Annotated in this window: 21 protein-coding genes; 12 read left to right on the forward strand and 9 right to left on the reverse strand. The window is 38.0% G+C overall.

The annotated features are described in order from the left end of the window. Positions 1-94: 94 nt before the first annotated feature. From HDC92_RS10735 to HDC92_RS10750, 4 genes are all read right to left on the reverse strand, one after another. Entirely contained in the window at positions 95-466 is a 372-nt protein-coding gene (locus HDC92_RS10735) for a hypothetical protein (RefSeq protein ID WP_183874362.1), read from the reverse strand. Then, positions 463-1,002, reverse strand: a complete 540-nt coding sequence (locus HDC92_RS10740; protein ID WP_183874364.1) for a peptidoglycan-binding protein — start codon at positions 1,000-1,002, stop codon at positions 463-465. Before HDC92_RS10740 ends, HDC92_RS10735 begins: the two co-directional genes overlap by 4 nt. Then, positions 921-1,322, reverse strand: a complete 402-nt coding sequence (locus HDC92_RS10745) for a hypothetical protein (RefSeq protein ID WP_183874366.1) — start codon at positions 1,320-1,322, stop codon at positions 921-923. The genes HDC92_RS10740 and HDC92_RS10745 overlap by 82 nt, the downstream gene beginning before the upstream one ends. 79 nt (positions 1,323-1,401) lie before the next feature. Continuing rightward, positions 1,402-2,046 carry a DUF6266 family protein gene (locus HDC92_RS10750; protein ID WP_183874368.1) on the reverse strand — a complete coding sequence of 215 codons (645 nt, stop codon included), beginning with the start codon at positions 2,044-2,046 and terminating at the stop codon, positions 1,402-1,404. Between the two features lie 221 nt (positions 2,047-2,267). Here HDC92_RS10750 and HDC92_RS10755 point away from each other — a divergent pair, with 221 nt between their 5' ends. Beyond that, complete coding sequence (locus HDC92_RS10755) at positions 2,268-2,468, forward strand: DUF805 domain-containing protein (RefSeq protein ID WP_183874370.1); 201 nt, start codon at positions 2,268-2,270, stop codon at positions 2,466-2,468. A 127-nt stretch (positions 2,469-2,595) separates the two neighbouring features. Further along, entirely contained in the window at positions 2,596-3,774 is a 1,179-nt protein-coding gene (locus HDC92_RS10760; RefSeq protein ID WP_183874372.1) for an FISUMP domain-containing protein, read from the forward strand. Positions 3,775-3,942: 168 nt separating this feature from the next. On the opposite strand, the gene HDC92_RS10765 is transcribed toward HDC92_RS10760, so the two are convergent. Continuing rightward, positions 3,943-4,326, reverse strand: coding sequence for a hypothetical protein (locus HDC92_RS10765; RefSeq protein WP_183874374.1), 384 nt, complete (start codon positions 4,324-4,326; stop codon positions 3,943-3,945). A 427-nt stretch (positions 4,327-4,753) separates the two neighbouring features. Here HDC92_RS10765 and HDC92_RS10770 point away from each other — a divergent pair, with 427 nt between their 5' ends. After that, positions 4,754-5,083: a nucleotide pyrophosphohydrolase gene (locus HDC92_RS10770; protein WP_183874376.1), complete on the forward strand. Its 330-nt coding sequence runs from the start codon at positions 4,754-4,756 to the stop codon at positions 5,081-5,083. Beyond that, positions 5,080-6,996 carry a DUF2075 domain-containing protein gene (locus HDC92_RS10775; protein WP_183874378.1) on the forward strand — a complete coding sequence of 639 codons (1,917 nt, stop codon included), beginning with the start codon at positions 5,080-5,082 and terminating at the stop codon, positions 6,994-6,996. Before HDC92_RS10770 ends, HDC92_RS10775 begins: the two co-directional genes overlap by 4 nt. Positions 6,997-7,021: 25 nt before the next feature. On the opposite strand, the gene HDC92_RS10780 is transcribed toward HDC92_RS10775, so the two are convergent. Continuing rightward, entirely contained in the window at positions 7,022-8,032 is a 1,011-nt protein-coding gene (locus tag HDC92_RS10780; RefSeq protein WP_183874380.1) for a hypothetical protein, read from the reverse strand. Positions 8,033-8,473: 441 nt separating this feature from the next. Between HDC92_RS10780 and HDC92_RS10785 the strand changes: the two genes are divergently transcribed. The 7 genes from HDC92_RS10785 to HDC92_RS10815 all read left to right on the forward strand — a co-directional run bounded on the left by HDC92_RS10785 (position 8,474) and on the right by HDC92_RS10815 (position 19,829). Then, positions 8,474-8,887, forward strand: coding sequence for a very short patch repair endonuclease (locus HDC92_RS10785; RefSeq protein ID WP_183874382.1), 414 nt, complete (start codon positions 8,474-8,476; stop codon positions 8,885-8,887). 79 nt (positions 8,888-8,966) lie between these two features. Further along, positions 8,967-10,538: a DNA cytosine methyltransferase gene (locus HDC92_RS10790; protein WP_183874384.1), complete on the forward strand. Its 1,572-nt coding sequence runs from the start codon at positions 8,967-8,969 to the stop codon at positions 10,536-10,538. Between the two features lie 112 nt (positions 10,539-10,650). Then, complete coding sequence (locus HDC92_RS10795; RefSeq protein ID WP_183874387.1) at positions 10,651-12,135, forward strand: ATP-binding protein; 1,485 nt, start codon at positions 10,651-10,653, stop codon at positions 12,133-12,135. Continuing rightward, positions 12,135-15,119 (forward strand): Z1 domain-containing protein, encoded by a 2,985-nt coding sequence (locus HDC92_RS10800; RefSeq protein WP_183874389.1) that lies wholly within the window; start codon positions 12,135-12,137, stop codon positions 15,117-15,119. The genes HDC92_RS10795 and HDC92_RS10800 overlap by 1 nt, the downstream gene beginning before the upstream one ends. After that, on the forward strand, positions 15,116-16,078 hold the full coding sequence (locus tag HDC92_RS10805; protein WP_183874391.1) for a PD-(D/E)XK motif protein: 963 nt from the start codon (positions 15,116-15,118) through the stop codon (positions 16,076-16,078). The genes HDC92_RS10800 and HDC92_RS10805 overlap by 4 nt, the downstream gene beginning before the upstream one ends. After that, positions 16,075-18,444 (forward strand): AIPR family protein, encoded by a 2,370-nt coding sequence (locus HDC92_RS10810; RefSeq protein ID WP_183874393.1) that lies wholly within the window; start codon positions 16,075-16,077, stop codon positions 18,442-18,444. The genes HDC92_RS10805 and HDC92_RS10810 overlap by 4 nt, the downstream gene beginning before the upstream one ends. Positions 18,445-18,704: 260 nt before the next feature. After that, entirely contained in the window at positions 18,705-19,829 is a 1,125-nt protein-coding gene (locus HDC92_RS10815) for a DNA cytosine methyltransferase (protein ID WP_183874395.1), read from the forward strand. On the opposite strand, the gene HDC92_RS10820 is transcribed toward HDC92_RS10815, so the two are convergent. From HDC92_RS10820 to HDC92_RS10830, 3 genes are all read right to left on the reverse strand, one after another. Then, positions 19,819-20,865: an O-methyltransferase gene (locus tag HDC92_RS10820; protein WP_183874397.1), complete on the reverse strand. Its 1,047-nt coding sequence runs from the start codon at positions 20,863-20,865 to the stop codon at positions 19,819-19,821. The two genes, HDC92_RS10815 and HDC92_RS10820, sit on opposite strands and share 11 nt — an antisense overlap. Before the next feature lie 2 nt (positions 20,866-20,867). Then, positions 20,868-22,358 (reverse strand): ATP-binding protein, encoded by a 1,491-nt coding sequence (locus HDC92_RS10825; protein WP_183874399.1) that lies wholly within the window; start codon positions 22,356-22,358, stop codon positions 20,868-20,870. Between the two features lie 549 nt (positions 22,359-22,907). After that, on the reverse strand, positions 22,908-23,147 hold the full coding sequence (locus tag HDC92_RS10830; protein WP_183874401.1) for a helix-turn-helix domain-containing protein: 240 nt from the start codon (positions 23,145-23,147) through the stop codon (positions 22,908-22,910). 527 nt (positions 23,148-23,674) lie between these two features. On the opposite strand from HDC92_RS10830, the gene HDC92_RS10835 reads away from it, so the two are divergent. Next, a complete protein-coding gene (locus tag HDC92_RS10835) occupies positions 23,675-24,142 on the forward strand; it encodes a hypothetical protein (RefSeq protein ID WP_183874403.1) in 468 nt (155 codons plus the stop codon). The last annotated feature ends 53 nt before the right edge of the window (positions 24,143-24,195 follow it).

Here is a 24,195-nt window from a genome sequence, read left to right on the forward strand (position 1 = left end):
AGGTGAATCTATACAGATTTGAATCGTCGAACCACAGAAAGTGCGATATTTATTTTTGTAAGGTATTCTCATCTTTTTGGTAAAAAAATCATGTTCATATTTTTCTGTAAACCCAGTATACTCCAATTAAAATTATACCAACACCCAAATAAACCCATAAATCCCAGGGCTTGGAAACCTTATCTATCACCTTTTTTGCCGTACCCACTTCATTAGCTTCTATTCCCGCCAATTTTGCCTCATCTGTTTTTTCCAAAATAACCTGGTACTGGTAAACCATTCCACTATCCCAAAGTGTAAATATGCTGGTCTGCCGATGGGCAGATTTTAAATCCAGCATATTTAATTCGCTTTTCTTTTCTATGCGTTCTGTTTCTGTAGTCTTTGTTTTGCTCGTTTTTTTGAACAAAGCGCAGCCCGACAAAAACATGGCGGACAATAAAACCCAGCGAACCAAAGCAGTCATGGTAAACCTCCTTTCTTGTTATTCTTTATCCAATCCGCATAGCGATAAATGGTTCTTACATGCCTGATTTTGCGGTACACGCCATTTCCCTCACGGGAACCATCCGCGTTCGAATTGCCCTCAATGGCAATTACCCAGTTGCCTTTAACTCCTTCAACCAAAGCACAATGCGCAATTCGTTTTAACTCGGGAAAGTAAACGCCCAATACCATTCCAGCCTGCGGATTTTTAACCAGCCGATCTTTAGGGAACAAGGACGGGCTCCAGGCAGTTCTGGGCTGGGCAAAGCCAGCTTTCCCAAAGCAATACGAAACAAAAGATGCGCACCAGGGTGCTGCCTTAACACCAGCATAAGCATTGTACCTGTCAATTTCAGGGCTGCTATTTTCACTGGTTTCTTTAACCCAGATTTGGGAACGGGCAAATTCAATTACCCGCGTTGTATGCTCCTTGTTTACAACACCGCTGCCAACACCCCAACCGCTGCCAATAGCAGCAAACCAAACGATGCCCAGTAAAATCCTAACTGTTGCCATGATTCCATTTTTTTAAACTGTACAACCATATTGTCCAATACAGGCAAACCCAAACACATCCAAAAGCGATGTAACAACCACCAGCATAAGCCCGTAATCGTCATAAAGCAGATCAGGCTTAATAAGATCAGCAGCCAGATGCTGGCGTCAACAAAACCATTTGCCGGGTTACCGGCAATCAGCCAATGCTGTAACAATGGCCAGGTTAAAAGCAATGCACCCAGCAACACATAAGGCCTGTAATTCATCCTGCTATCCTGGGCCATTTCTTCCAATACCCCTGCGGCTTTAATTTCCTGATATAATTTCAAGGTTCTCATAATAATATCTTTATTTAAACATTTACAATTGATGCAATCCCGGGGCAAACCCAACAGCCGCCCCAGGAATGCACATGAATTAAAGCAGCAAGAACTGCCCCAGGTACACACTTTCCGACACCTGTTTGCCATCCGCACTTACCATGCTCATCCAAACATGAACCTCATCGGCACTAAAATTCGCAGGCACCGCTAAAGTGTAAGCCAGGGCCGACCTTACCGCTACACCACTCAGGGTAACCAGCTTGTTCTTAACCGGGTTAAACACCACAAACACCGCCTTATCTGTAGGTTTGCCATCTTCCGATCCCGCAACGTTCAACTCCCACAAAAACTTCACCGTAGCAGGCGTATCTATCAGTACCTCTGCATTAAAAGCCATCGGTAATTCTCCCTCACTAAACTTCAGTTTTGTAAAGTCGATCAGAAAATCAGGTGATACGCCAGTTATGGCATTGCCGATGTTATAGGCTACTGCCGCATTCATTGCCGATTGATTGCCCGGTTTATTTTGGAAACCAACTTTAATAATGGCCCCCACACGTTTTAAAAATGCCGTCATTAATGCAAATTTCAACTGCACTGGCAACTGCGCCTCCGTGGGCGGGCGCTTTACCTTTCTTGGCATGGCCTTAATTAAGTCCATCAGCCTCCAAAAACAGCCATAAGCCGTTCCCAATTGTCCCTGGAAACCTCCCAGAAACCCTCTTGATAATTTTCCCATAATAATAGGTTTTTAAGTAAAATATTCTGTTAATAGGTGTTTCCTTGCAAGTCAACAGCACAAACGTAAAGGCTTGAACAATAGAAACCTAAGGATGATCGCCGTCTTGCCGGATTTTGCCGGCACTTTGCCGGAAGTTCGGAAAAGTGCAGTGTAGCGGTAATAGAGTAGAACTCAAATCATTTCTTATTTTGCATTATGTTTAGAATCCCTAACGCAAGATGAATGGACATATTAAAATGGAAGCGTTTGTAGTTATTTTAGTAGCTATAAATGTGTTCATGCGATGGTTCATACTTGCCCAGGGAACAAAGAGATGTCATGACAGGGATAGCAATGGCTGGTGGCAATTTATTCCTTTGTATAAACAATTGATGTCCAGGGAAATTTATAGGTATCGCAGTAAAAAGGAAGTTGAGTAAAATTGAGGATTTATTTCACGCTTCTACAGCTGCATTATCATTTCTCTTCTTAATTGGCGCTTGTAAGTAGTTTATAAGAACGGCATGACTTGTGTTTAAACAGAAGCAAACAAACAAAAAATAACCAATGAAATATTTATTTAACGTTCTGATGTTGGCGCTGCTGCTACAATTTACCAGTTGTGAACAGCAAGAGTCTGATTTAATTTCACCAGAATTAAGTGATTTTACAATTACCCCAAAACTTTTGGGCGAAGCACCATTCATCCTCACTGCTCCAAAAAGTAAAAGTGACGGTGCTTTCATTTATAAAGTAAACAATAGCAATTTAGCCAGTATAGAAGGAAATGTTGTTACGTTGAAAAAAGGCGGCGTATGCACCATCACAGCTATACAGGTTTCATCCGGAGGTTATAAAAGAGATTCAATACAAGCCACGTTTCCCATAGGTGTTTTACAGCAGCCGGTCATGTCTGATTTTACAATAGAAAGTAAAATGCTGGGCGATGCTCCTTTCGAACTGGCTACCCCGAAAAGCAATAGTAAAGGGTTAATTACCTTTACCAGCAGTAATCCGGATGTCGCAAGTATAAACGGAAACATGGTAACCATAAAATCTGTTGGAAAAACAACTATAACAGCCAACCAGGAGGCTAACGGGGTTTATATGGCAGGTAAACTGAATGCGGAGCTGGTTGTTATAGCTCGTCCTGTTGAAGACAATATTGTTGTTGATATTGACGGCAACATTTATAAAACCATAAAGATCGGTACACAGACCTGGATGATGGAGAACCTTAAAACCACACGTTACAGAAATGGAACTCCAATACCAAATTTAGCAGATCAGGCGATATGGCAATCAGACCTTACGGGGGGATATTGCATTTACGGCAACAATTTAGCAAATGAAGCTGTATATGGAAAGCTTTATAATTGGTATGCTGTAAATAACCCTAAGGAACTTTCACCAGAGGGATGGCATATACCAAGTGACGCCGAATGGGCCATATTGTATAACTATATTGGCGGGACCCGGTATGAAGGAGGGAAAATCCAGCAGCAAGGAAATACCTATTGGGAGTATGACTTAGGGCAATCCAATATTACGCAGTTTACGGCATTGCCAGGGGGTGGCAGAGATGAGAAAGGTATATTCTCGAGCATTAAATATGATGGTATCTGGTGGACAAAAACCCGGACTGGCGTTTTAGCTGTAGCTTACGATTTGTATAATAAAGGATATATTGACAGAGTTGAACGCGAAAAAGCATCCGGGTTTTCAGTTCGTTGCATAAAAGATTAAGCCAGGTGCAGATCTCGAAGTGCATACCTAGAAAATCTGGCATCAAAAAATGCTTTGTTAAAATCAGGTCTTGTCATTACCAGCCAGCTCAATTATGAAGGGATTGCCTGTGATTGGTTTGAAATTAGACAGGAAAACTGGCGAACTTTCAAAGCTTAGAATATAGTGCTACATTATGCAATACAGATCATTTTTTAAACCACCGTATTCGTGTCTGGCCCATTTCCAAATCCTTCTGAACTCGTGGTTGTTATAGATATATGCTTCATAAAACCGCATTACTTTTTCAGATAAAATATCTGTAGTGATACTTCTCACTAATTTTTCTGTAATCTCTTTACAGTTCCATAAGGGTTCTTCTAAATCAGAGTCTTTTGTGTCGGCGGCTTTTGCTGCCCATGTTTTCCATAGATCAATAGAATGTTTGTATACGGCATCACTGAGTTTTTTGTGCATGAGGCTTATCATATATTGATCTCTTTCTGAAAGGTGATCATAATCATCATAGTACATCAGTTTGTCAAAAAGTTCTACGCCTTTAATTTGAAACATTTTCTGGATTTTAAATTACATATTCTGAATACCTCAAGCGTTACGCAGTTTTATTCTGCAATACTATAACGGTTTTTCCTGATTTAAAAGCAGTTCTTTCATTTCAGGAACTTTGATGGAATTTGTGAGAAAAAAGGAAATTTAATTCTGTTTCAGTAACTTTTAGTGAATTGTACCAGAGAATATTTTGTTTATGATCCCAAGGTGGGAGGATGTGTACTGTTAGTGATGTAGTAGAGGTAGTAATTAATGCCAAATACCCCTGGGATTTTTATGGAAATCTATAGCATCACAGCAGAACCCATATTCCAATAAATACGATTGATAAGCACTTTCAAAGCCATTCGTATAGTGGAATTGCATCGCAGCTATAATTTCATCATATTTACCAATAATTAAGTACTAGCTCTAACTTATTGGTATCCCTATGAAAGATATTGAAGAAATCACCGCAAAATTGATTGAATTTAGAAATGAACGGGACTGGGAGCAATTCCATAACCCAAAAGACCTTGCAGTGGCCTTAAATATCGAAGCAGGGGAATTGCTTGAAGCCTTCCTTTGGAAAAACCATGAACAAGCCAAACCCGAAAAAGTAAAAGAAGAACTGGCCGATGTATTGGCCTATGCTTTTTTACTGGCAGAAAAATACGGGTTCGATGTAAAGCAGATGCTAATGGAAAAAATTGCGAAGAATGCAGAGAAGTACCCTGTAGACAAAGCAAAAGGTACAGCAACCAAATACAACGAACTATGAGGTTATATGCCGGCTCTTCAGCAAATTTCATAGCTCTTAATGTAAACAACCAAATTGCTGATCTGTTAAAACAAGAATTCTTCAAGCAATTTAGCTTCTATCCGTCACAGAACGAAGTCATGTCCTGGCGTAACTCCTTATTCCGCCTGTCGGACATCATGGAGCGTGCCGGACTTACAGACCAGGGTATAATGGTCGAGTATAAATTGCCATTAAGCGGTAAACGCATTGATGTAGTCATCTGCGGAAAAGACGAAACGCAAAAAAAGAACGCTGTAATTATAGAACTAAAGCAGTGGGACAAATGCATCTTTACAGATTACGACAGCGATTATGTAGTAACCTGGGTAGGCGGTGGTAACCGACCCGTATTGCACCCCAGTGTTCAGGTAGGCAATTACATGTATTACCTTCAAGACAACAGTACCGTGTTTTATGAAGGTGAAGATCCTGTAACACTATCGGCCTGCAGCTACCTGCACAACTATACCTATGTAAAAGATGACGTACTTATCGATGCCAGGTTTCAGCAAGCTTTAACCAGGTTTCCTATCTATACCTCCGAAGACCGGACCGGACTTTCCAATTTCATCACCAGCAAAGTAAAACAGGGCGATGGTATGGAAGTACTGGCCGAGATTGAAGAGAGCAGGTTAAGGCCCTCCAAGAAATTATTGAAACAAGTCTCAACAGTAATTAAACAGAAACTCAAAGGCGAATTGAAATTATTCGGCAGGGCAAGAGCGCAGGGCGATTACATCCTGCTCGATGAACAGCTGATCGTATACGATGCCGTAATGAGCATCGTGCAAAAAGGATTGGAACACCAGCAAAAACATGCCATCATCGTAAAAGGGGGAGCTGGTACTGGCAAATCCGTTATAGGATTGCAACTCCTGGCTGATCTTACCGCATCAGGCCTGAATGCACACTACGCCACAGGATCTAAAGCATTTACCGAAACCCTCCGTAAAATACTGGGTGCAAATTCCAGCAGCTTACTCAAGTATTTTATGTCCTATGGCGAAGCCAAATCAAACGAAATTGATGTTTTGCTGATGGATGAAGCCCACCGCATCCGTGAAAAAACCGGGTATCCCTTTAAATCCACAGGAAAGCTCCAGGTGCATGATCTGTTGAATGCCGCAAAAGTATCGGTGTTTCTGATAGATGATTACCAGGTGGTGCGCAAGGGCGAAATCGGTTCGGCAGCATTCATTAAAGAACATGCTGAAGCTGCGGGATGTAAAGTTTATGAATATGACCTCCAGGCCCAGTTTCGCAATGGTGGATCCGAGCGGTATAGCGACTGGATAGACCATATGTTAAAGATCCGCAATACCGCACATGCCGAATGGATAGATGAGCCCAATTTCAAATTTGTGATCATGGAATCACCAGAGGCGCTTGAAGCGGCTATCCGTGCTAAAGTTGCAGAAGGATATACGGCCAGGGTAAGTGCGGGGTTCTGCTGGCCCTGGTCTAAACAGCTGGATGAAAATAAGGAACTGGTCAATGACGTAGCTATCGGCGATTATATCAGACCCTGGAATGCGCCAGAGGGACTTACCGGCATGCGCAAAGGCATTCCAAAATCGCAGTACTGGGCATATGATGAAGGCGGCATAGATCAGGTGGGTTGTGTTTATACCGCCCAGGGTTTTGAGTTTGATTATTCAGGAGTGATCTTTGGCAAAGACCTCCGATATAATCCAGATACCGCAGAGTGGGAGGGCTTTCCTGAACATAGTTATGATGGGCAGGTAAAAGGAAGTAGAGATTTTTTGCAGCTGGTGAAAAATACCTACCGGGTACTCTTGGGCAGAGGGATGAATGCCTGTTATGTGTATTTTATGGATAAGGAGACGGAAAGGTATTTCAGAAGCAGGATCAGGAAAAATAATAAGGTTTAAGTCAAATATTCGGATCTTTAAGTTATTAAACTCTGTGCTGTTGAAAGTTCGCATTCTCATCCATGCTGAAATATTTCCCGTAGATGGTATTTCGAATTCGTTGATGAAACGTACTTTGGTCAACGGGCAATTCTCTTCCATTCCATGTTTCATCTGTAGCAAATAGAGCAGGGTTGATTTCAAATATTAGGGCACCGCCCTGATAGTATAAGTAACCCAAGGTGTAGTGTGGCAGCAATCCGCCTTTTAATGTTACTTCTTGCTGCCATGGAAAGAAACTTTGATGGTATATCGGTAAGCCAAGTCTATCGACATCAATCTTGCTTCTTACCGACGACGACCTCGGTGTGCTTAACAAGCCCTCATAGTTTTTCGGGACCCAGCCAAAAAGTATTAAGGGGTTCTCGCTGTTTTCTGCCTCATCTTTCCACGCAAATCTATGTGCCTGACGAAAGCTACTTGTTGCGCTAAGTAAAAATGAAGAGTTGTAATATTCGCTTTTGCTTACATGATGTAAAAGGGCGAGATAGTGATCTCTTATATAGATTTTCTGTCTTTGTGTAAGTGTGCCAACCCGATCTAAAAAATGACGTTCATTATTTTGATTCCGAAAATATTGCGCCACTTCTTGCTCATTCGCCCGAAACGTCTTTAATGCGTTTCTGGTTGCACTAAAAGGAAATTCTCTGTTGAGAAGGTTGCTGAGCATACGGAAAAGAAGCTTATACATATTGCTACCAGTTTGGGCAATTTCAATTTCATTTATCCCTGGCAGACCGTCAGGGCCGAACATAGTTGCTTTCGCGCCAAGAGTAAACAACGGGTAACGGAATTCAGAAGCAAAATGTGAATCTTGTAGGCCATATACCGATTGTAGCTGACTCCTTTTGGTACCTCTATAAACAACCTTATCATTTACATAGTAGATCTTGTTTATGCAATCGAAAAAGAACCGCTTTTGAGGAATGGTTAATAATCTTGCATTTACCTTCAATTTAAAGGAATAAAAGTTGGGTATAACTGGTTCAAATGTCATAACATATAAAATTTATGCCATTTTTAGCAATTTACTTCTACGGATTTTATCCCGTTCAATTTCCTTATCAATTTTTAACTTCATTTCATTTATTGTATTGTTTATATCATCGAAGGTGAAACATCGATAAACTATATATTTATGTCTTATATAATAGGACATAAAGGATGATCTGTTGTTTCCTCCGCATCTCAAGCCAAATATTTTAAATTCTTCACTGGGTAAGCCTTTAAAGTGTTTAATAGCAGTGTCAATTAATTGGCAGTTTCGTTCAATTAAATAATTAAACTCCGAGTCCGACATGTACATGTGGTGTGAATACATAGTTATCTAAGCTTTGGGTGTGATAATTTTTTTATTACAACTAATTTAGCGAAAATGCATTATACATGAAATGTAAGCATTGATAAAACGATTATTACATAATGATGTTATTCAACTATGGCTGACGTGCACTCCAAAGAAACCCGCTCTTACAACATGAGCAAAATCAAAGGGAAGGATACCAAACCAGAACTTTTAGTACGTAAGTTTCTGCATAAAAATGGATTTCGTTATCGTATTCATGTAAAAGATCTTCCAGGAAAACCGGATATAGTATTACCCAAATATAAAACAGTAATATTTGTTCATGGTTGCTTCTGGCATGGACATGAAGGTTGTAAATATTATGTGGTTCCCAAGACCCGAACTGATTGGTGGCTAAATAAAATCAATGGTAATATAACTAAGGATCTTAATGCCAGGCAGTCACTAACAGAAGGTGGATGGAAAGTTATAGAAATCTGGGAATGCGATTTAAAAAAGGCAAAAATTGAATCAACACTTTCAAATTTATTATCGTTGTTGGTTTAGTGTAATTTCGGTATTTTCAACTCATATTATCATTGCCAATAACTTTAATATTTATATCTTCGATCCTTAGTTTAGATTCATGCCTTTTCCAATTATTGATTTATTTGCAGGTCCAGGAGGCTTAGCTGAAGGGTTCAGCTCTTTATTAGACGCTGACAAAGAACGTGTTTTTAAAATCAAATTATCTATTGAGAAAGATTATCATGCTCACCAGACACTTACCCTTCGGTCATTTGTAAGACAGTTTCCTTTTGGAGGATTGCCAGACGAATATTATGAGTTCTTAAAGGGAAAAATTGAAATAGCTGAACTGTATCAAAATTTTCCTGAAGAGTTTCGGGAAGCTTCAAATGAGGCCTGGTTAGCAACTTTGGGAGAGACTGCAGAGCCACAGGTTGATCAACGAATTGCTGAATTAGTGGGAAATGAAGCACATTGGGTACTTATCGGTGGTCCGCCTTGCCAGGCCTATTCCAATGCCGGCAGGTCTCGGGTAGGAGGTATTTATAAGGATGATCCTCGTGTTTATCTTTATAAGGAATACCTGCGTATTATCGCCCGGCATCATCCTGCGGTTTTCGTAATGGAAAATGTTGAGGGGTTGCTCTCTGCAAAACTCGATGGTGAAAAAATATTTGGGTGGATATTGCGTGATTTATGTGATCCGGCATCTGTATTTGGAGAACATAATTCGCCTGGTTATAGAATCTATTCACTTGTTACCGACAATATTAAGAATGATGCGGATTATCTTATTAAAGCTGAAGATTATGGTATTCCACAGAGACGTCACCGGGTTATTTTATTAGGTGTCCGTGAAGATGTTGTAACTCCGCCTGGGATATTAAACTTTGCAGAAGAAGTGAAACTGAAGTCGGTTATCGATAAGTTACCTAAAATAAGAAGTGGAATGAACAGAACTTTCACTCATAGCACTCTGGTGCCAGATTTAAAAAAAGGTGGATTTAAGAAAAAGCGGTTTTATACTAAGGCAGAGGATTCTCCAGAGAATTGGGCTGAACTCACTTCAAAAATTCGTACGGAAATTTCTCAAAAGCTTGATTTGGATGCAGATGTTAATCCCAAAAATGTGCCGTCATCTATTGGTTGTCTTTATCATAACTATACCAAAATTCTGATTAATAAGAAACATCCTCTTGCAAGCTGGTATACTGATGCAAAAATTAAAGGTGTAATACAGCACGAATCCAGAAGTCACTTAACACAGGATTTAAAAAGATACCTTTTTGCTGCTTTATTTTCTGTTAAATTTAACAGATTTCCAAAACTAAGAGACTACAAGTTATTCGACGAAGAATTGCTCCCTGATCACGACAGCGCAGAGTCTGGTAACTTTACAGACAGATTCAGAGTCCAGATGCCAGATACTCCGGCAACTACAATTACAAGTCATATCAGTAAAGACGGTCATTATTTCATTCATTATGATCATATTCAATGCCGTAGTTTAACTGTCAGAGAAGCAGCCAGAATTCAGACATTCCCGGATAATTATTGGTTTTGCGGTGCCCGCACGGATCAGTTTCATCAGGTAGGAAATGCAGTTCCGCCATTTCTGGCTTATAAGATAGCAGAAATAGTTTATCAATTACTTTCGACGGAAGTAGTCAGAAATAACAATCAGGTTTAACTGTAGCGGAATAATTTTTATTCTAAGAGTAAGATTATCCAATAAATCAAAATCTCTGTAAAAATATCAAATATTTAATAACTTTATCAATATAACGTTTTTAAATATTATAATGCCAGAAAGTATACTCTTATCTCCGCCACCTGTATTCTTTATCAGATCAATTTCAGAGCAAGGGTATACATTATCTACTGCAATTGCTGATCTGATTGATAACTCCCTATCCGCGGGAGCGACCAGAATAGAGATTTTACTGGATGCCCATATTATACCTTTAAAGATTTTTATCGCTGATAACGGTGGTGGAATGACAAGTGATGACTTGACGGAGAATATGCGGTTTCCAAGTGCTGATCTGGAACTTGACCGCAATAATAATGATTTAGGCCGTTTCGGTCTTGGGCTTAAAACAGCATCTTTTTCGCAATCACGGAAATTTACTGTGATATCAAGAAAAGATTCAATTAAATATCAGGGACGTACCTGGGATGTTGAGTACTTAAAAGACACGGAAGACTGGACGCTGATAATTGAAGACAACAAAACCGTAACACACCTTATTGAAGATTATAAACACGTCAGTGCCAACTTTCACGAACATAATGCAGATTTTGAAGTCAATACTCTGGTTATCTGGGAGGATCTTTATAAGCTGGAAAAACTGCTGAAGAGAAATGAAATAAATGATGAACTGGAAGATCTACGCAGTCACTTGGGCTTGATTTTTCACAGGTTTATTCAAAAGGGAGAGGTCCAGATACGATTAAACAACTCCTTGATTGAGGGTTTTGAACCATTCCCTAATCATTTTCCCGGAGTACAGACTGTATCTGAAAATTACTGGCAGACAGGTGATGTTTACATTAGGTTCCAGGGAATTATTTTACCTAAGCGCTCGGCAGCCGAGGCTAAGGAATCTCCGTCTGTCTGGGTTCCGGCCGGGTTAACGCTGGAAGAGTTACAAGGTATATATGTATATAGAAATGAACGCCTGATTAATTATGGTGGTTGGTTCAGAGCCATTGCGAAATCCATTTATCTTCAGTTTGGCCGCATAAGAATAGATATTACAAACATAAATGACAGTGAGTTTCATCTTAATGTAGCCAAATCATCGCTTAAAATTCCTTTCGGATTGAAACGTGCAATGAACGAGATGGTAAATCATGTAGCTGCTCAGGCTGCAAAAGAATATAGAGAGCGCCTGGTATCCGCCGTTATTAAGACTGGGGCATCTTCAAAAGGTTTGTCCCTGATTGTCAAGGAGACAGGTTCTGGCGGCCCCGTATTAAAGATTAATGGAGAATTTGAATTGCTAAGGAGGTTGAACAGCGAATTAAGTTCGGATCAGTCAGAACTTCTTCATTCACTGGTTAGTTTACTCGAAAACAAGCTCAACGAGATCTGGCAGGGAGAGACCAGTACACTTGAAATCAACGAAGAATTGAGCGGCACTATCAAGGATAAAATTATAAAAATTAAAAAATACTATGAAGAGTCAGATTATTCCTGGGAGGAGATCAGAACATTATTGCTAGATAGTTTTGGAAGGCACAGAAATGCTGAATTATTTATTGACTCCTTAAATATTAACTAATGGGCTGGGATTTTTTATCTGATCATATCAGAAACAAAGTAGAAAAAATTAAACGAAGCCAAGGGTATATTACACTCGAACAGCTTCATTATCATATTGAAGATATCTACAGTAAAATGCAGCTCTCAGATGCTTTTGAAGATGAGTTCGAAAATGTAGATGACCAAATCCGTACTGAATGGCTGACGAAGATAAAGCTTAGACTAAAGTCAGTTATAGTAACGACGATCGATCCGGATACAGTAATTGATGAAAGTAAGGACTATGACCGATGGATAGAAAAACGATCCGCACCTTTAGATTGGAATTATTTTGACCGGTATGTAACATACCTTAAAAAATTGGGCCGTCCTGCAGATGTGATTACCAGTACCGAAAAGAGTACAAAAGCAATTATTGAAAGGCTTGGTGATCCCAGGAAAGACATCCAAGCCTTACAAAAAGGCTTGGTATTAGGCTCTGTTCAATCTGGTAAGACTGCAAATTTTAATGGGGTAATTAACCGTGGAATTGACGCCGGTTATGATATGATTATCGTGTTTTCAGGCATTATGGAAGATTTGCGATATCAGACCCAAAAGAGAATAAACAACGATGTAATTGGGCTTGGCGAAATTGGCACTCTGATTAATCAGCCGGTGGGTGTAGGAAAAATTCAACCGTTTGGTAAAGATGGTATTTATCAGATTACTTCAATTACCTCGTCTTCAGGCGATTTTAAAAAGTCCATGGTCGACTACAATTTTGACTTTACCAATCAGAAGATATTAGTATGTAAAAAGAATGTAGGGGTATTAACTAACCTTATTTACTGGTTAAAGTCTTCTATGCCGGAAGGCAGCAAAAAGTTGCCTAAATCGCTGCTGGTCGTAGATGATGAAGCAGATAATGCTTCACTCAACAATCTTGGACATAAAGGTGCTGAGTATGCAAGTAAAGTCAATGGACACCTGCGTGCATTATTGAATTTGTTCAACCGGAGGTCATATCTGGGATATACTGCCACTCCTTTTGCCAACATTTTACAGGATCAGCATGGAGCAAACGAAAAAGATGATGCCTGGAAAATCCCCTATCGTTACAACGGTACTGTAAATGAACTGGAGTGCAGTTTGTCACCAGGACTGTTTCCTGATAAGTTTATCTATAAACTTGCGGCTCCGTCATCTTACCTGGGGCCCAAAAGATTCTTTTCAAATGGAAGAGAGCAGGATGGAGACAGGAAAATTCCATTGATTGAAACTATTCCATTATCTGGTCATGATGCAAATGTGGTTATCGAAGGAACAGGATTAAGCTTAAGAAAATCATTAGTGGATGCTGTCGATTGTTATATTTTATCAATTGCATTGAGGGATTCACGCAAAAATATATTGCAGAGCCTACCTGGTTTTAATGATCATCATACCATGCTAGTTCATATTTCAAGACTTATTGTTGATCAGAATGCAGCAGCAGAGGCTATCAAAAAATATATAATTCAGATTACAACCAAAATCAGTCAAGACAGTTTATCAGATCCTAATGGGATATATGAAAGATTAAGACTGCAGTGGAACAGGTTTTTTGCTTACAAAGTCATTAATATAAAATCCTATCTTCCGGATGAATACAACACAGATGGACTTGAACCTAAAACCTGGGAAGAAGTTTCCAGCTTTATTCCCAATGCGGTTAAAAATATTATGGTTAAGGCTATTAATTCTCAGACAGGAGACAAATTGCAATATCCGGAAGGAGGGAATCAGAAATACATTGCTGTAGGTGGTAACCGGCTATCCAGGGGTTTCACTCTCGAGGGGCTAACCATCAATTATTTTTTAAGGGATACGAGTTACTATGATGCATTACTGCAGATGGGGCGCTGGTTTGGTTACCGACCAGGCTATATTGACGCATGCCGTTTGTTTATTGACTTTTCAACCGAAGAGAAATATGATTTTATTACAGCTGCTCTGACGGAACTGGAAGAACAAATCGAAATTATGGAGTTGCAAAAGAAGACTCCAAAAGAATTTGAAATAAGGATTAAAAAACACCCTGATGTACTAAAAATAACAAGAGCATCGATTCTTCAGAATGCTGTAGAAGTGCGGCTTTCGTTTCAGGATCACGTTCAGCAATCGGTTACCTTTAAGATTGAAAAGGAAAGAGTAAAGGAATCTTATGATTCATTCCGGAAGTTATTTGATGAACTGAATTTTAAACCGACAGACGATAAAGGAGGATTTTACACGCTTGATGCTGACAAAGAAATTTTGCACAGATTTCTTAAACTGCCAGCGACATTTCCGCCGAATGCTATAATGCGAGACCAGGTTCTACGTTATGTTGATCAGTGTACCGAACTGGGTAAACTAACGAAGTGGAAAATTGCTATTAAAAGAACAGGAGGGGCAAACCGGATAAATGAAGATAATTTTTCACTTCAGCTTACGCTCAGAAGGCCACCGAGAAAAGATGATGAACCTGATTACTATACACCGCTATTAACCGATCAAATATTTACAGCCTCCGGTAAGTCGATGAATATTATGACATCCGGTAAGGATGAAGCAGTCGGATTGAACCAGGAAGATATTGAAAAAGCTGAAAATAACTTTCGCCAGCATAAAAAACAAGGTTACATCGATTCAGGCATGAGTGAAGCTGAAGCGGAAAATAAAATCGGGAAAATAACCATTCCTGGGTTTGCTTACAGAGCAATGAGACCGGAAAATGAAGGTTTACTGTTAATTTATCTGATCGATCAGTTTTATATCTTTGATAATGATGAAGAATTAAAGGCTGCAGCAGATAGTAAGGGAATTGACAGAAAACTGCCACTTATCGGATTTGCATTGAGCTTTCCACCGATTAAAGATGATCCGGGAGCGGTTTATATGGCCAACGAGGTACAACCAGTTCAGACTCCGGAAGACATTATATACGAGGATGAAGAAATTCCTGATGATCTTAATAACGAAGTTAATGATATTGTATGATGCAGTTACAATGGGAAATATTATATAATGATAACAGTACCTTTCCAAGGTTACTTCAGTTTGGTGAATTTGCTGACGATAGATTTCGCTACGGAATAAATGATCAGATTCAACATTGCCTTTACTTTCATTTTCCAGTAGCTAACAACAACTGGCCAGTTGAACCCATCAAAATGGCAAATTTGTCATTTGAGGAAAGTATTGTTGCTGGAAAACCGACGCTTATACTGACGTTGCTGAATGATAATCTGAAAAACCAGTTCAGTGACCTTATCTTAAGTATTGTCTCACAAACCAAAGTAATAGAGGATAAGTCTGCTAAATCACAGTTTATAGCGCTTTGTAATGAGTGGTTTGAAATGTTTGATCCATTACCAATGCAGCTAAGCAGGTATGAATTACAGGGAATTTTTGCAGAACTTATTTTTTTACGGTACCTGCTGGATCAATCAGATTTAACATTTAATGGTGTTCTCGAATCGTGGAAAGGCCCTTTTGGAAAAGGACACGATTTTGAGTTGGGGGAGCGATTGTTTGAAATCAAAAGCATCACAGAAGGAATCCCACTTGTAAAAATTTCGAGTGAATTCCAATTGGATTATCTCAATGGACAGAAATTATATTTAGTTGTTTGTCAGTTCTTTTCTAAACCTAACGAAGGTATAGCAATATCGTTCCTTATAAATGAAATTGCTGAGATTTTGAGGTCGCAAGCCGGAACACGAATACATCTTTTCTGGACAGCCTTAAATAAAGCAGGACTGAGCGGAAATAATATCCATGAGTTTGATAAACATCTGTTTCAGCTGCAAAACAAGTTATACTACAGTTGTAATTCCATTGACTTTCCATCTCTCAGACGATCTTTATTGCCAGATGCGGTACGCAACATAAAATATGAAATTGCACTCAGCGGCATTGAGCAGTTTAAATTAACGGACCTCACACCCTTCATATGAAGCTAAACGAACTTAATTCATTCTTTACCTCTCTGATAGGAACTATTACAACAGAGGATAATAATATCAACCGGACATCATTAATGAATTATGTGCTCCCGGCTCTGAACTTGTCCAGACTAACCGATTCTGAAGAGGTAAGTTATGCTTACTATAAACAAGAAAAAGACAACATAGAAGTTGATGCCTATCTGATTAATGATACAGGAGAGCGGTTGCAACTATTTCTATCCAACCTTGTATTACCTGGCAGCGAAGATATATTTATCGCCAGAAAAGATTATTATGATTCACTGTTCGTTAAATCAAAGAACTTTTTTACCAGAGCTGTAAAAAATTACCTGAAAGATGTTCAAACAGGTGACCCGGCAGCAGTTATCATCAAATCTCTGGAAACTGCAGATTTCCAGGATCAGATTGATGTTGTTGAGATTTTTTTAATTTCCAATACAATTTCCATCGAAACACGGGGTACGCAGTCTCCAAAGGTTTTTGGCTTCGCCGACGAGGATCTGACTGTAAACTATAATTTAAAAGGCATTCGTAAGTCAAAGAGTTTCAAGATTAAATATCAGCTTATTGATCTTGCGAAGATTTATAATTTTGAAGTGTCTGAAGCCAATTCGGAACCAATTGTTATCAATTTTAACCCGTCACTGACAGCTATTAAAGCAGCGGATGATGTGGGTTTATTCGAATCTTATCTCGCGGTAATTCCAGCTACACTGCTGGTAGATTTTTATCAAAACTACAGTTCCAGGTTGCTGGAAAGAAATGTGCGTTCTTTCCTGCAATTTAAAGGTGTAAACAAAAAGCTTAAAGAAACTATTACAAATGAGCCGGAGAAGTTTATCGCTTATAATAATGGATTGACTATTACTGCTACTGCATCTGAAATCGACATGACAGGAGGGGTAGCAATGATAAAATCGTTGACGGACTTCCAGATTGTTAATGGTGGTCAGACAACAGCTTCAATATATTTTACCAGTAAAGAGGGGATTGATGTTTCTAAAGTAAATGTTACCGCTAAAATTAATGTTGTAAAATCAGAAGACAGAGAAAGCCTTGATGATCTGATCTCTAAAATATCGCAGTATTCAAATTCACAAAACAAGGTTTCCAGTGTCGATCTGAATTCCAGAAGTGCACACCTGGTCAAAATAAAAAAACTTTCGGAAAGCATTACAGACCCTTCAGGAACAAAATGGTTTTTCGAACGTATTCGGGGCGAATTCAATACTTTATTAAGGATATATCCTGGTCAGAAAACACAAATTGAGAAAAATTATCCTAAACAGAAAAGGCTCAGCAAAGAACAAATTGCCAAATACTATGTGGCATGGGGTACGACCCCATACCTGGTAAGAAAAGGAGGGGAGAAAGTGTTCCGCGATTTTATGGATTTTATACAGCTGGATCATAATGAAAAGCCTTTGAATCCTGAAAATCTGGGAAGAGCATTTTATGAAGATTTGATATCAAAAGCAATTTTCTTTAAAGAATTTGAACAACTTTATGGAGCCGGGCCAAATGCAATCGGCCAGATACGTTCGTCGGTTGTTCCATATGCTCTTTCTCTTTTGTATAAACTTACAGTAGTAAAAAAGTTAAATCATTTTGATTTAGGAGCTATATGGGTTGCTCAGGGGTTACCAAATGACTTGAAAGAATTTTCTAAAGGTTTACTGCAATCTGTGCATGACTGGCTTAAATCATACAGTAAAAGTGATGATGTTGGAGAATACGCGAAGAAAGAAGACTTATGGAACGATCTCTTAAAAAGCCCTGAAGTTGCAGCATTCGAAAAGGATCCGGCTACAAAATTAATTATAGCTAAATACAAGCTTTCGGAGGCCGACTTCAAAAAAAGATACACCGTGGTTGAAACATTTGATTTTTCGCTGATAAATGCCAATTGCAGAATCCATTCGAATGGACATAAGTTTTATACTTCATTAAAACTCCACTTTGAGGGTCAGTTTACTCCCGGAGAATCAAGGAAGATAGAAGAAATTGTCCAGAAGATTCAGGTTAAACATAATTTAAATGATGATCTGGTAGATTTTGAAGACCATATGATAAAAAAACTTCAGATGGTCGATGCAGACTACTTTATTGGTTCTAAGATAGAAAGTACGAACCTCATTGACACAATTGGTGCTGTAAGTAATATTTATAACAAGAATACTTCAAGGGTAAAGGAAGCTTTTGAAGCTGAGACTGTTAAATCTATGAAAAAGGGTATGCCCGAATCAAAAGCTAATGCCTGGAAGAATATTGGTAGTGTTATTGTAAAAAATGAGCAGCCACTGATATCGGATCTTTATAAAGTTGGTGAGATGTTGGATAGTCACTATAGTTAGTCATAATGACATATTTATGTTAATGATAATTATAATTATCCGTTTCAGTAATTTGACAGTAAGTAGAGAGGAACAAAGGACCCTAAGATCTGCTAAGGATTACAAACATTAATTAAGATAAATGATTTTGAGATGTTATCTTGTATTTATTAACTTGGATTAAATCATATGTTTATTTAACTAACTTTTTTGGTAGCCCAACTGAATATATCCAATCATTATCTATTAATTGTATCTTTACAAGAATCTATTTTTATTAAATGCCTAATAACCCCAAAATTATTGATCTTTTTTCAGGTGTCGGAGGTTTATCATTAGGAGCTGCTAAAGCTAATTTTGAATTAGCTGGGGCAGTTGAATTTGAAAAAAGAATTATTGATTGTCATGCAAGAAATTTTCCCAAATCCAATCACATATGTGCTGACGTTTCTACTCTGAGTGGCAAAAAACTTCTTGAAAATAATGGCTTAAGATTGTCTGAACTTGCGGGTATAGTAGGTGGCCCACCTTGTCAGGGATTTAGCTCTATGGGAAAGGGAAATCCAGAAGACAAAAGGAATCAATTATTTTCAGATTTCTTCCGGATTGTAAGTGAAGCTAAACCTGTATTTTTTATGGCTGAGAATGTGCCTGGAATATTGCAAGAGAAATATTCTGAAATAAGGGAAAATGCTATAAGGATAGTTGAAAAAGAATATGAAGTTTTTCAACCGATTAAAATTATCGCATCTGAATATGGAGGCGCAACAACACGTACAAGAGTTTTTTTTATAGGATTTCGTAAAGATGTTAATTATAGTGGAAATCTTTTGGACGAAATTTATAGCTTGAAAGTTGATTCACTTAGCAATGTGAATCAAGCGTTAGAGGGGTTACCTATAGATATATCTGAAGATTGGAGTACTTTTGGCTCCAGTTGGCAAAAAGTTCAGAAAATGACTGGAAATAGCTATCTTAGGTCATTAAATGAAGTAATAGAGGGGGTGGGTGATGATGATTCGATTACTCGTTATTTGAAACGTCAAGAGGTCTCTGGCTGCTTTGGAACTAAACATTCTAAAGAGGTATCAATGAGATATGCTAATTTGAAGCCTGGTGAACAAGATAACGTTTCCAAATCAATAAAGTTAAAACAATATGGCCTTTGTCCAACTTTAAGGGCAGGTACCGATAGTACAAAAGGTAGCTTTCAGGCCGTGCGCCCTATCCATCCAACGCAACCTAGAGTAATAACTCCGCGCGAGGCGGCTCGATTACAGGGATTTCCCGATTGGTTTCAATTTCATGAAACGAAATGGCATAGTTTCAGATTAATCGGTAATAGTGTTTGCCCGGTTGCAGCTGAGAAAATACTCCGTGCGATAAAAAGCACACTTAATATGTAACTTTAGAATAGTAAGGAAGGTATTTATAAAATGTATGATATCCTTCCAATAACAGTTTGTTTTCATCTGGATTTGTTCCATATTTAAAGGATAGAGATTTGACTAGATCTTCGATATCTGAGGAGGGAATCTTTCTGTCAATTTCCATTCTTTCTATTACAGTCATCGCAGGGACTGTAATATTTACAGACTTAATTAATTCCGAGGCTTTTGGACCCTGATTATAAAATTGCCAATCCTGTAGTTTTGTTTCTAATAATATTTTTTGAAATTCTTCTTTTGAATCAATAATTCCAGTAATGGTTGTCATTTCTTGCCCGTCAGCATAAGAAAATGCGCAAATATGATTGAATTTAAGATTTTTTGCAGTATTTTTGCTAAGCCCTCTTTCAAGTGCTCGAATAGCCATTGCTCGAACAACCGAAGAGAAATCTGCAATGTCTTTATTCTGTAAGTTGTTAGGTATATATAGTTCGTAAGTCGGATGTTTTTGAAAATATTCTTTAATTGTCTTAAAGTCACTTTCTTTGCATTTCTTGTTTTTATAGTCTTTGACGTGATGGGAATTAATAAACGAACTTATCTTTGAGTTGAAGGTAAACTTTACAACATCTAAGCAATTTATCTTAGATCCTAATAATTCAATGTCCTGTAGTTGTTGGCTAAAATCTTTCGGCATTGCATAATCCAACCAAATAATTTGACTCATATCACTATTGAAAATATCATTTATAAAATCAGTGCTCGTCGTATTATGAATCTTTAAAAAATAGTATGGATTATTAAATTCCTGCCTACTAAATGCAAAATCATCCATTTCAATACATTCCATATTTTCTATCCCCAGTTCCAAATGGAGAAGCTTAAAATCTTCCAGAAATGCTGCACCAAAACCTACATACTTATATTTTTTTATATTTAATTGGGTTGAAGCGTCTAGTTTTTTTAAAACGTCAATAAATAGATTTCTTTCAATTGCTTTGTGTGGGCGAAGTTGATAAGGAATTGTAGCTCCTGTGACTTTTAATGTCTCCATGTTTATTCTACCTGTAAATGTATTTCATCGAAGCACCATCCTCCAACTTCGGCGGCTGATCGTTGTTCTCCATCCAAAAAGTAATTTCTTATCGCGTCCACTTTCTCTTTCTCCCTCATGAATGAAATTGTGACAAACTTATCTCTAACTGCTTCGTTTGGTTTAGGGAGATTTGGAATTTGATACAAAGCATCGTCACCTCTTTTACCTTCTAACTTAAAGAGATTTGATTTAGCTTGTCCAGGTTGTAGTGCATTTATTTTACTTGAATTCTCAAATAATTTAGCTCGTTCTTCGGTTGGAGACTTCCAGTTATTCGTAAATGAAGTAAAAATTCTGAGTCCGTCTTTTATTTTATTTTTTACCTCTGCATATACTGCCGAGCTGGTGTCCAGCCCTCGTTTTGTTGTGGTTACAGGGAGTTTAATAGGATCGTTAGATCGAAAATGAACAACGCCTGCAATAGAAATAAATTGCGTATGATACTTGGGAACTGGTGTCTCACCCCAGCCAGTTAAAAAGGACTTATCGCAGTAGAGGACTACTCTATCATTGCAAATAACTGTAATTCCTGCGTTTTCAGTAAGAGATTTAGCAATACCTCCATCCAATTCCCTTTGAATCTCATCATCATTCGCGAGAGGTCTATAGAAGCCAATGATGACTTCAGTACTTACCCCATCAATATCTGATGTATAAACATATGGCTTGATAGTTTTTTCCTTACCGTCATTTGAGGTTAAAATATTAAGAGATAAAGGTTGGATTTCTTTGCCGTTTAATGTTATCAGAAAGCCTTGTTGGACAATATATCCGTAATGATTTCTTAGTTCAAGCTCCAAGTTTCTAATGAAGCCTGTCTTATCTGAAAACTGTTGTTTTATATTTTTGTGTAAATTTTTTACCTTAATCAGAGTTCCTTCAACTTCTAATATTCCTTCTATTTTTTTTTTCGTTAGCTGGGAATAGTTAAAAAGCCAATTTGGAGCTGTCGCCCAATCGGGAGGAATCTGTACCAAAAATCTGTCGTCTCGATGATGGGAAAAAATATCTGCCTCTAATCCCATTTTGAAAATTGCACGTTTCATTCCTATGCCGTACATTCCTACCGTTGGCAAATTATCATCCGCATGATAATTGTCTGATCTACCCATTTTAAATGCATAGTTTATTGCATTATCGAGAGGGATACCTCCGCAATTATCCTTAAGTATAAACTCGTTTTCATTAATTGTTATTTCAGCATGAAACCCATTATAAGGTGTGGACCTAGCAGAGTCTTTTTTCTTACGGTGTATGCCATCAATGCAATTGTCGAGTAAATCCATTATAGCATCAATTAATGCTATATCCCTTGTAAGCATCGACATAAAAAATTTTTTTGTCGGATAGGCTGACACTGTTCCTGGTAGAATCGGTTCTTGTATATCTTTTGAAGTTGTCATTGGCGCTAAATTATATGCAATATATTTTTTTAAAATTAATAATCGCAAATATTTCTTTTTTGTCTTAAAATTATAACTGGAGTAAATACCATCTTATTACTAAGTGACTTTGTAAATGCAGCGATGAATACAAAATGTTGCTAGTAATCGTTTTGTTATTTGATGTTTTAGGAAACTGCAAAAAAGATACATTACTGAGAAGACCCCTTTTTAATTTTTCAAAGCCTTCTTGAATTTTTGTTAGGGAAAACAATTAATATTATAGATTTGCCTTATCTTAAAGGCATTTGGAGCATTAGGGGTGCCTTAAAGAAAGATATCTTGTATTTCGTCTAATTCTGATTCAATTAGTAAAGTCTTAATTACTCTTTCGAAAGGAATCTCACTTTCAAATAGCTTACTTATAAATTAATCATCCAATTGCAAAGTCTTATATAGACAACTCAACAGCTGATTTGCAATTGGAAGCCCAGAGTTGTAGGAAATACCTGCACCACAATAGATGGCAAGTGTGTGCTTCCTCAGATTAGTAATAACTTCATTTATGAAGTAGTTAACATCCATAATATTTATTGCAAAATCTAGTAATGGAAATAATTAATCGCTTAGCTTCGAAAAATCCAATAACTCCTCCATACTCACGGAAAGTGCCTTAGCCAACTGAACTAATAAAAATGCAGTAGGGTTCGCACCTTGGTTTTCGTATCGATTTATAAACTGCTTATCCTTTCCATTAAGCATTGCGGCCAATTCTGTCTGCTCTAAGCCTTTTTGCTTTCTTATCTGTGCTATTCGTTTACCCAGATTAATCCTAAAGATTTTTACTTCATCTTCCATCCATGCAAACTGAAGAAATATATAAAATGATGGTCAACAAATTTGTTTACTGTCAGAAAATTTATTAAGTTTGTTTAGATAAATTTAGTAAGGTATTAAAAGAGTCTTGCGGTCACAATTCTGAAGCCGTTAACGCAAGGAGCAGTATAATACCCACAACTAATCATGGATATGCTATATTTGTATATCTTAATAGTTGTGGGCTCTGCTGTAAATCCGTGTTAACTTAAGGCTTCAGAAACTTTTATGTGACCATGGTTTGTAGAGCCCACAAGTATTACTTGTGAGCAACTATGCCAAGACTCGTACAAATATGCGAGTTATGAAAAAACACATTCGTCAATTCCTTAACCTTCCATTTGGCTTTAGTCGCCAGGCATCACTCTTTGCTAAAAAGCCTAAGAACCCGATCTAGCACCCGTATACGATCAGCTCTGTAAGCTGATCAATCATTTCCTTCATCAACCATAAATTATAGAGAAATCTATGGGTATCGGCTCTCTATGTTCTAACACTAGATTTAAAAAATGGAAAAATCAACAAAGCCCTCTGCTCATATTTTAATCAAAGCTGAAACCAACAGTCATTGGGATCTTGTTGATTTTGCAATTATAGCTGTAACCAAACAGTTTCTAAACACACTACATCAGCGTTTTATGGCCATAGCAAACTTTAAAGCTGATCGTTCATTCCATAATCTTACTTATTGGGACGCTCCATTGGGTTATTATAAGAACGTTGACAATGAATTGTTTACCGAAGCCCTGGTTAATCCGGCCGAAGATTGGGCATATGTAAGTTTAAGAAGTAACGAACTTGAAAACTTTGCAGTACCAGATAATCAGTTGGAAGCCCATCAGCTCACGATCACTAACCACGGCTACGCTAATTTTAAAGCTTACAGCAAATATACCAACGAAGAATATTGGACCGAAAGTTTTTCTATATCAAAGCTGCTAAGCAATTTTGGTTTTCCCGTACTCGATTCATCCTGATCATTGCACTTCAAATAGTATCATCTAATAACTAACTAAAATCATAAAAAAAT

The organism is Pedobacter sp. AK017, assembly GCF_014200825.1.
Lineage (GTDB): Bacteria > Bacteroidota > Bacteroidia > Sphingobacteriales > Sphingobacteriaceae > Pedobacter > Pedobacter heparinus.

Coding starts and splice junctions, on each gene's coding strand:
- HDC92_RS10735 (WP_183874362.1), bottom strand. CDS start 466: ATGACTGCTTTGGTTCGCTGGGTTTTATTGTCCGCCATGTTTTTGTCG.
- HDC92_RS10740 (WP_183874364.1), bottom strand. CDS start 1,002: ATGGCAACAGTTAGGATTTTACTGGGCATCGTTTGGTTTGCTGCTATT.
- HDC92_RS10745 (WP_183874366.1), bottom strand. CDS start 1,322: ATGAGAACCTTGAAATTATATCAGGAAATTAAAGCCGCAGGGGTATTG.
- HDC92_RS10750 (WP_183874368.1), bottom strand. CDS start 2,046: ATGGGAAAATTATCAAGAGGGTTTCTGGGAGGTTTCCAGGGACAATTG.
- HDC92_RS10755 (WP_183874370.1), top strand. CDS start 2,268: ATGAATGGACATATTAAAATGGAAGCGTTTGTAGTTATTTTAGTAGCT.
- HDC92_RS10760 (WP_183874372.1), top strand. CDS start 2,596: ATGAAATATTTATTTAACGTTCTGATGTTGGCGCTGCTGCTACAATTT.
- HDC92_RS10765 (WP_183874374.1), bottom strand. CDS start 4,326: ATGTTTCAAATTAAAGGCGTAGAACTTTTTGACAAACTGATGTACTAT.
- HDC92_RS10770 (WP_183874376.1), top strand. CDS start 4,754: ATGAAAGATATTGAAGAAATCACCGCAAAATTGATTGAATTTAGAAAT.
- HDC92_RS10775 (WP_183874378.1), top strand. CDS start 5,080: ATGAGGTTATATGCCGGCTCTTCAGCAAATTTCATAGCTCTTAATGTA.
- HDC92_RS10780 (WP_183874380.1), bottom strand. CDS start 8,032: ATGACATTTGAACCAGTTATACCCAACTTTTATTCCTTTAAATTGAAG.
- HDC92_RS10785 (WP_183874382.1), top strand. CDS start 8,474: ATGGCTGACGTGCACTCCAAAGAAACCCGCTCTTACAACATGAGCAAA.
- HDC92_RS10790 (WP_183874384.1), top strand. CDS start 8,967: ATGCCTTTTCCAATTATTGATTTATTTGCAGGTCCAGGAGGCTTAGCT.
- HDC92_RS10795 (WP_183874387.1), top strand. CDS start 10,651: ATGCCAGAAAGTATACTCTTATCTCCGCCACCTGTATTCTTTATCAGA.
- HDC92_RS10800 (WP_183874389.1), top strand. CDS start 12,135: ATGGGCTGGGATTTTTTATCTGATCATATCAGAAACAAAGTAGAAAAA.
- HDC92_RS10805 (WP_183874391.1), top strand. CDS start 15,116: ATGATGCAGTTACAATGGGAAATATTATATAATGATAACAGTACCTTT.
- HDC92_RS10810 (WP_183874393.1), top strand. CDS start 16,075: ATGAAGCTAAACGAACTTAATTCATTCTTTACCTCTCTGATAGGAACT.
- HDC92_RS10815 (WP_183874395.1), top strand. CDS start 18,705: ATGCCTAATAACCCCAAAATTATTGATCTTTTTTCAGGTGTCGGAGGT.
- HDC92_RS10820 (WP_183874397.1), bottom strand. CDS start 20,865: ATGGAGACATTAAAAGTCACAGGAGCTACAATTCCTTATCAACTTCGC.
- HDC92_RS10830 (WP_183874401.1), bottom strand. CDS start 23,147: ATGGAAGATGAAGTAAAAATCTTTAGGATTAATCTGGGTAAACGAATA.
- HDC92_RS10835 (WP_183874403.1), top strand. CDS start 23,675: ATGGAAAAATCAACAAAGCCCTCTGCTCATATTTTAATCAAAGCTGAA.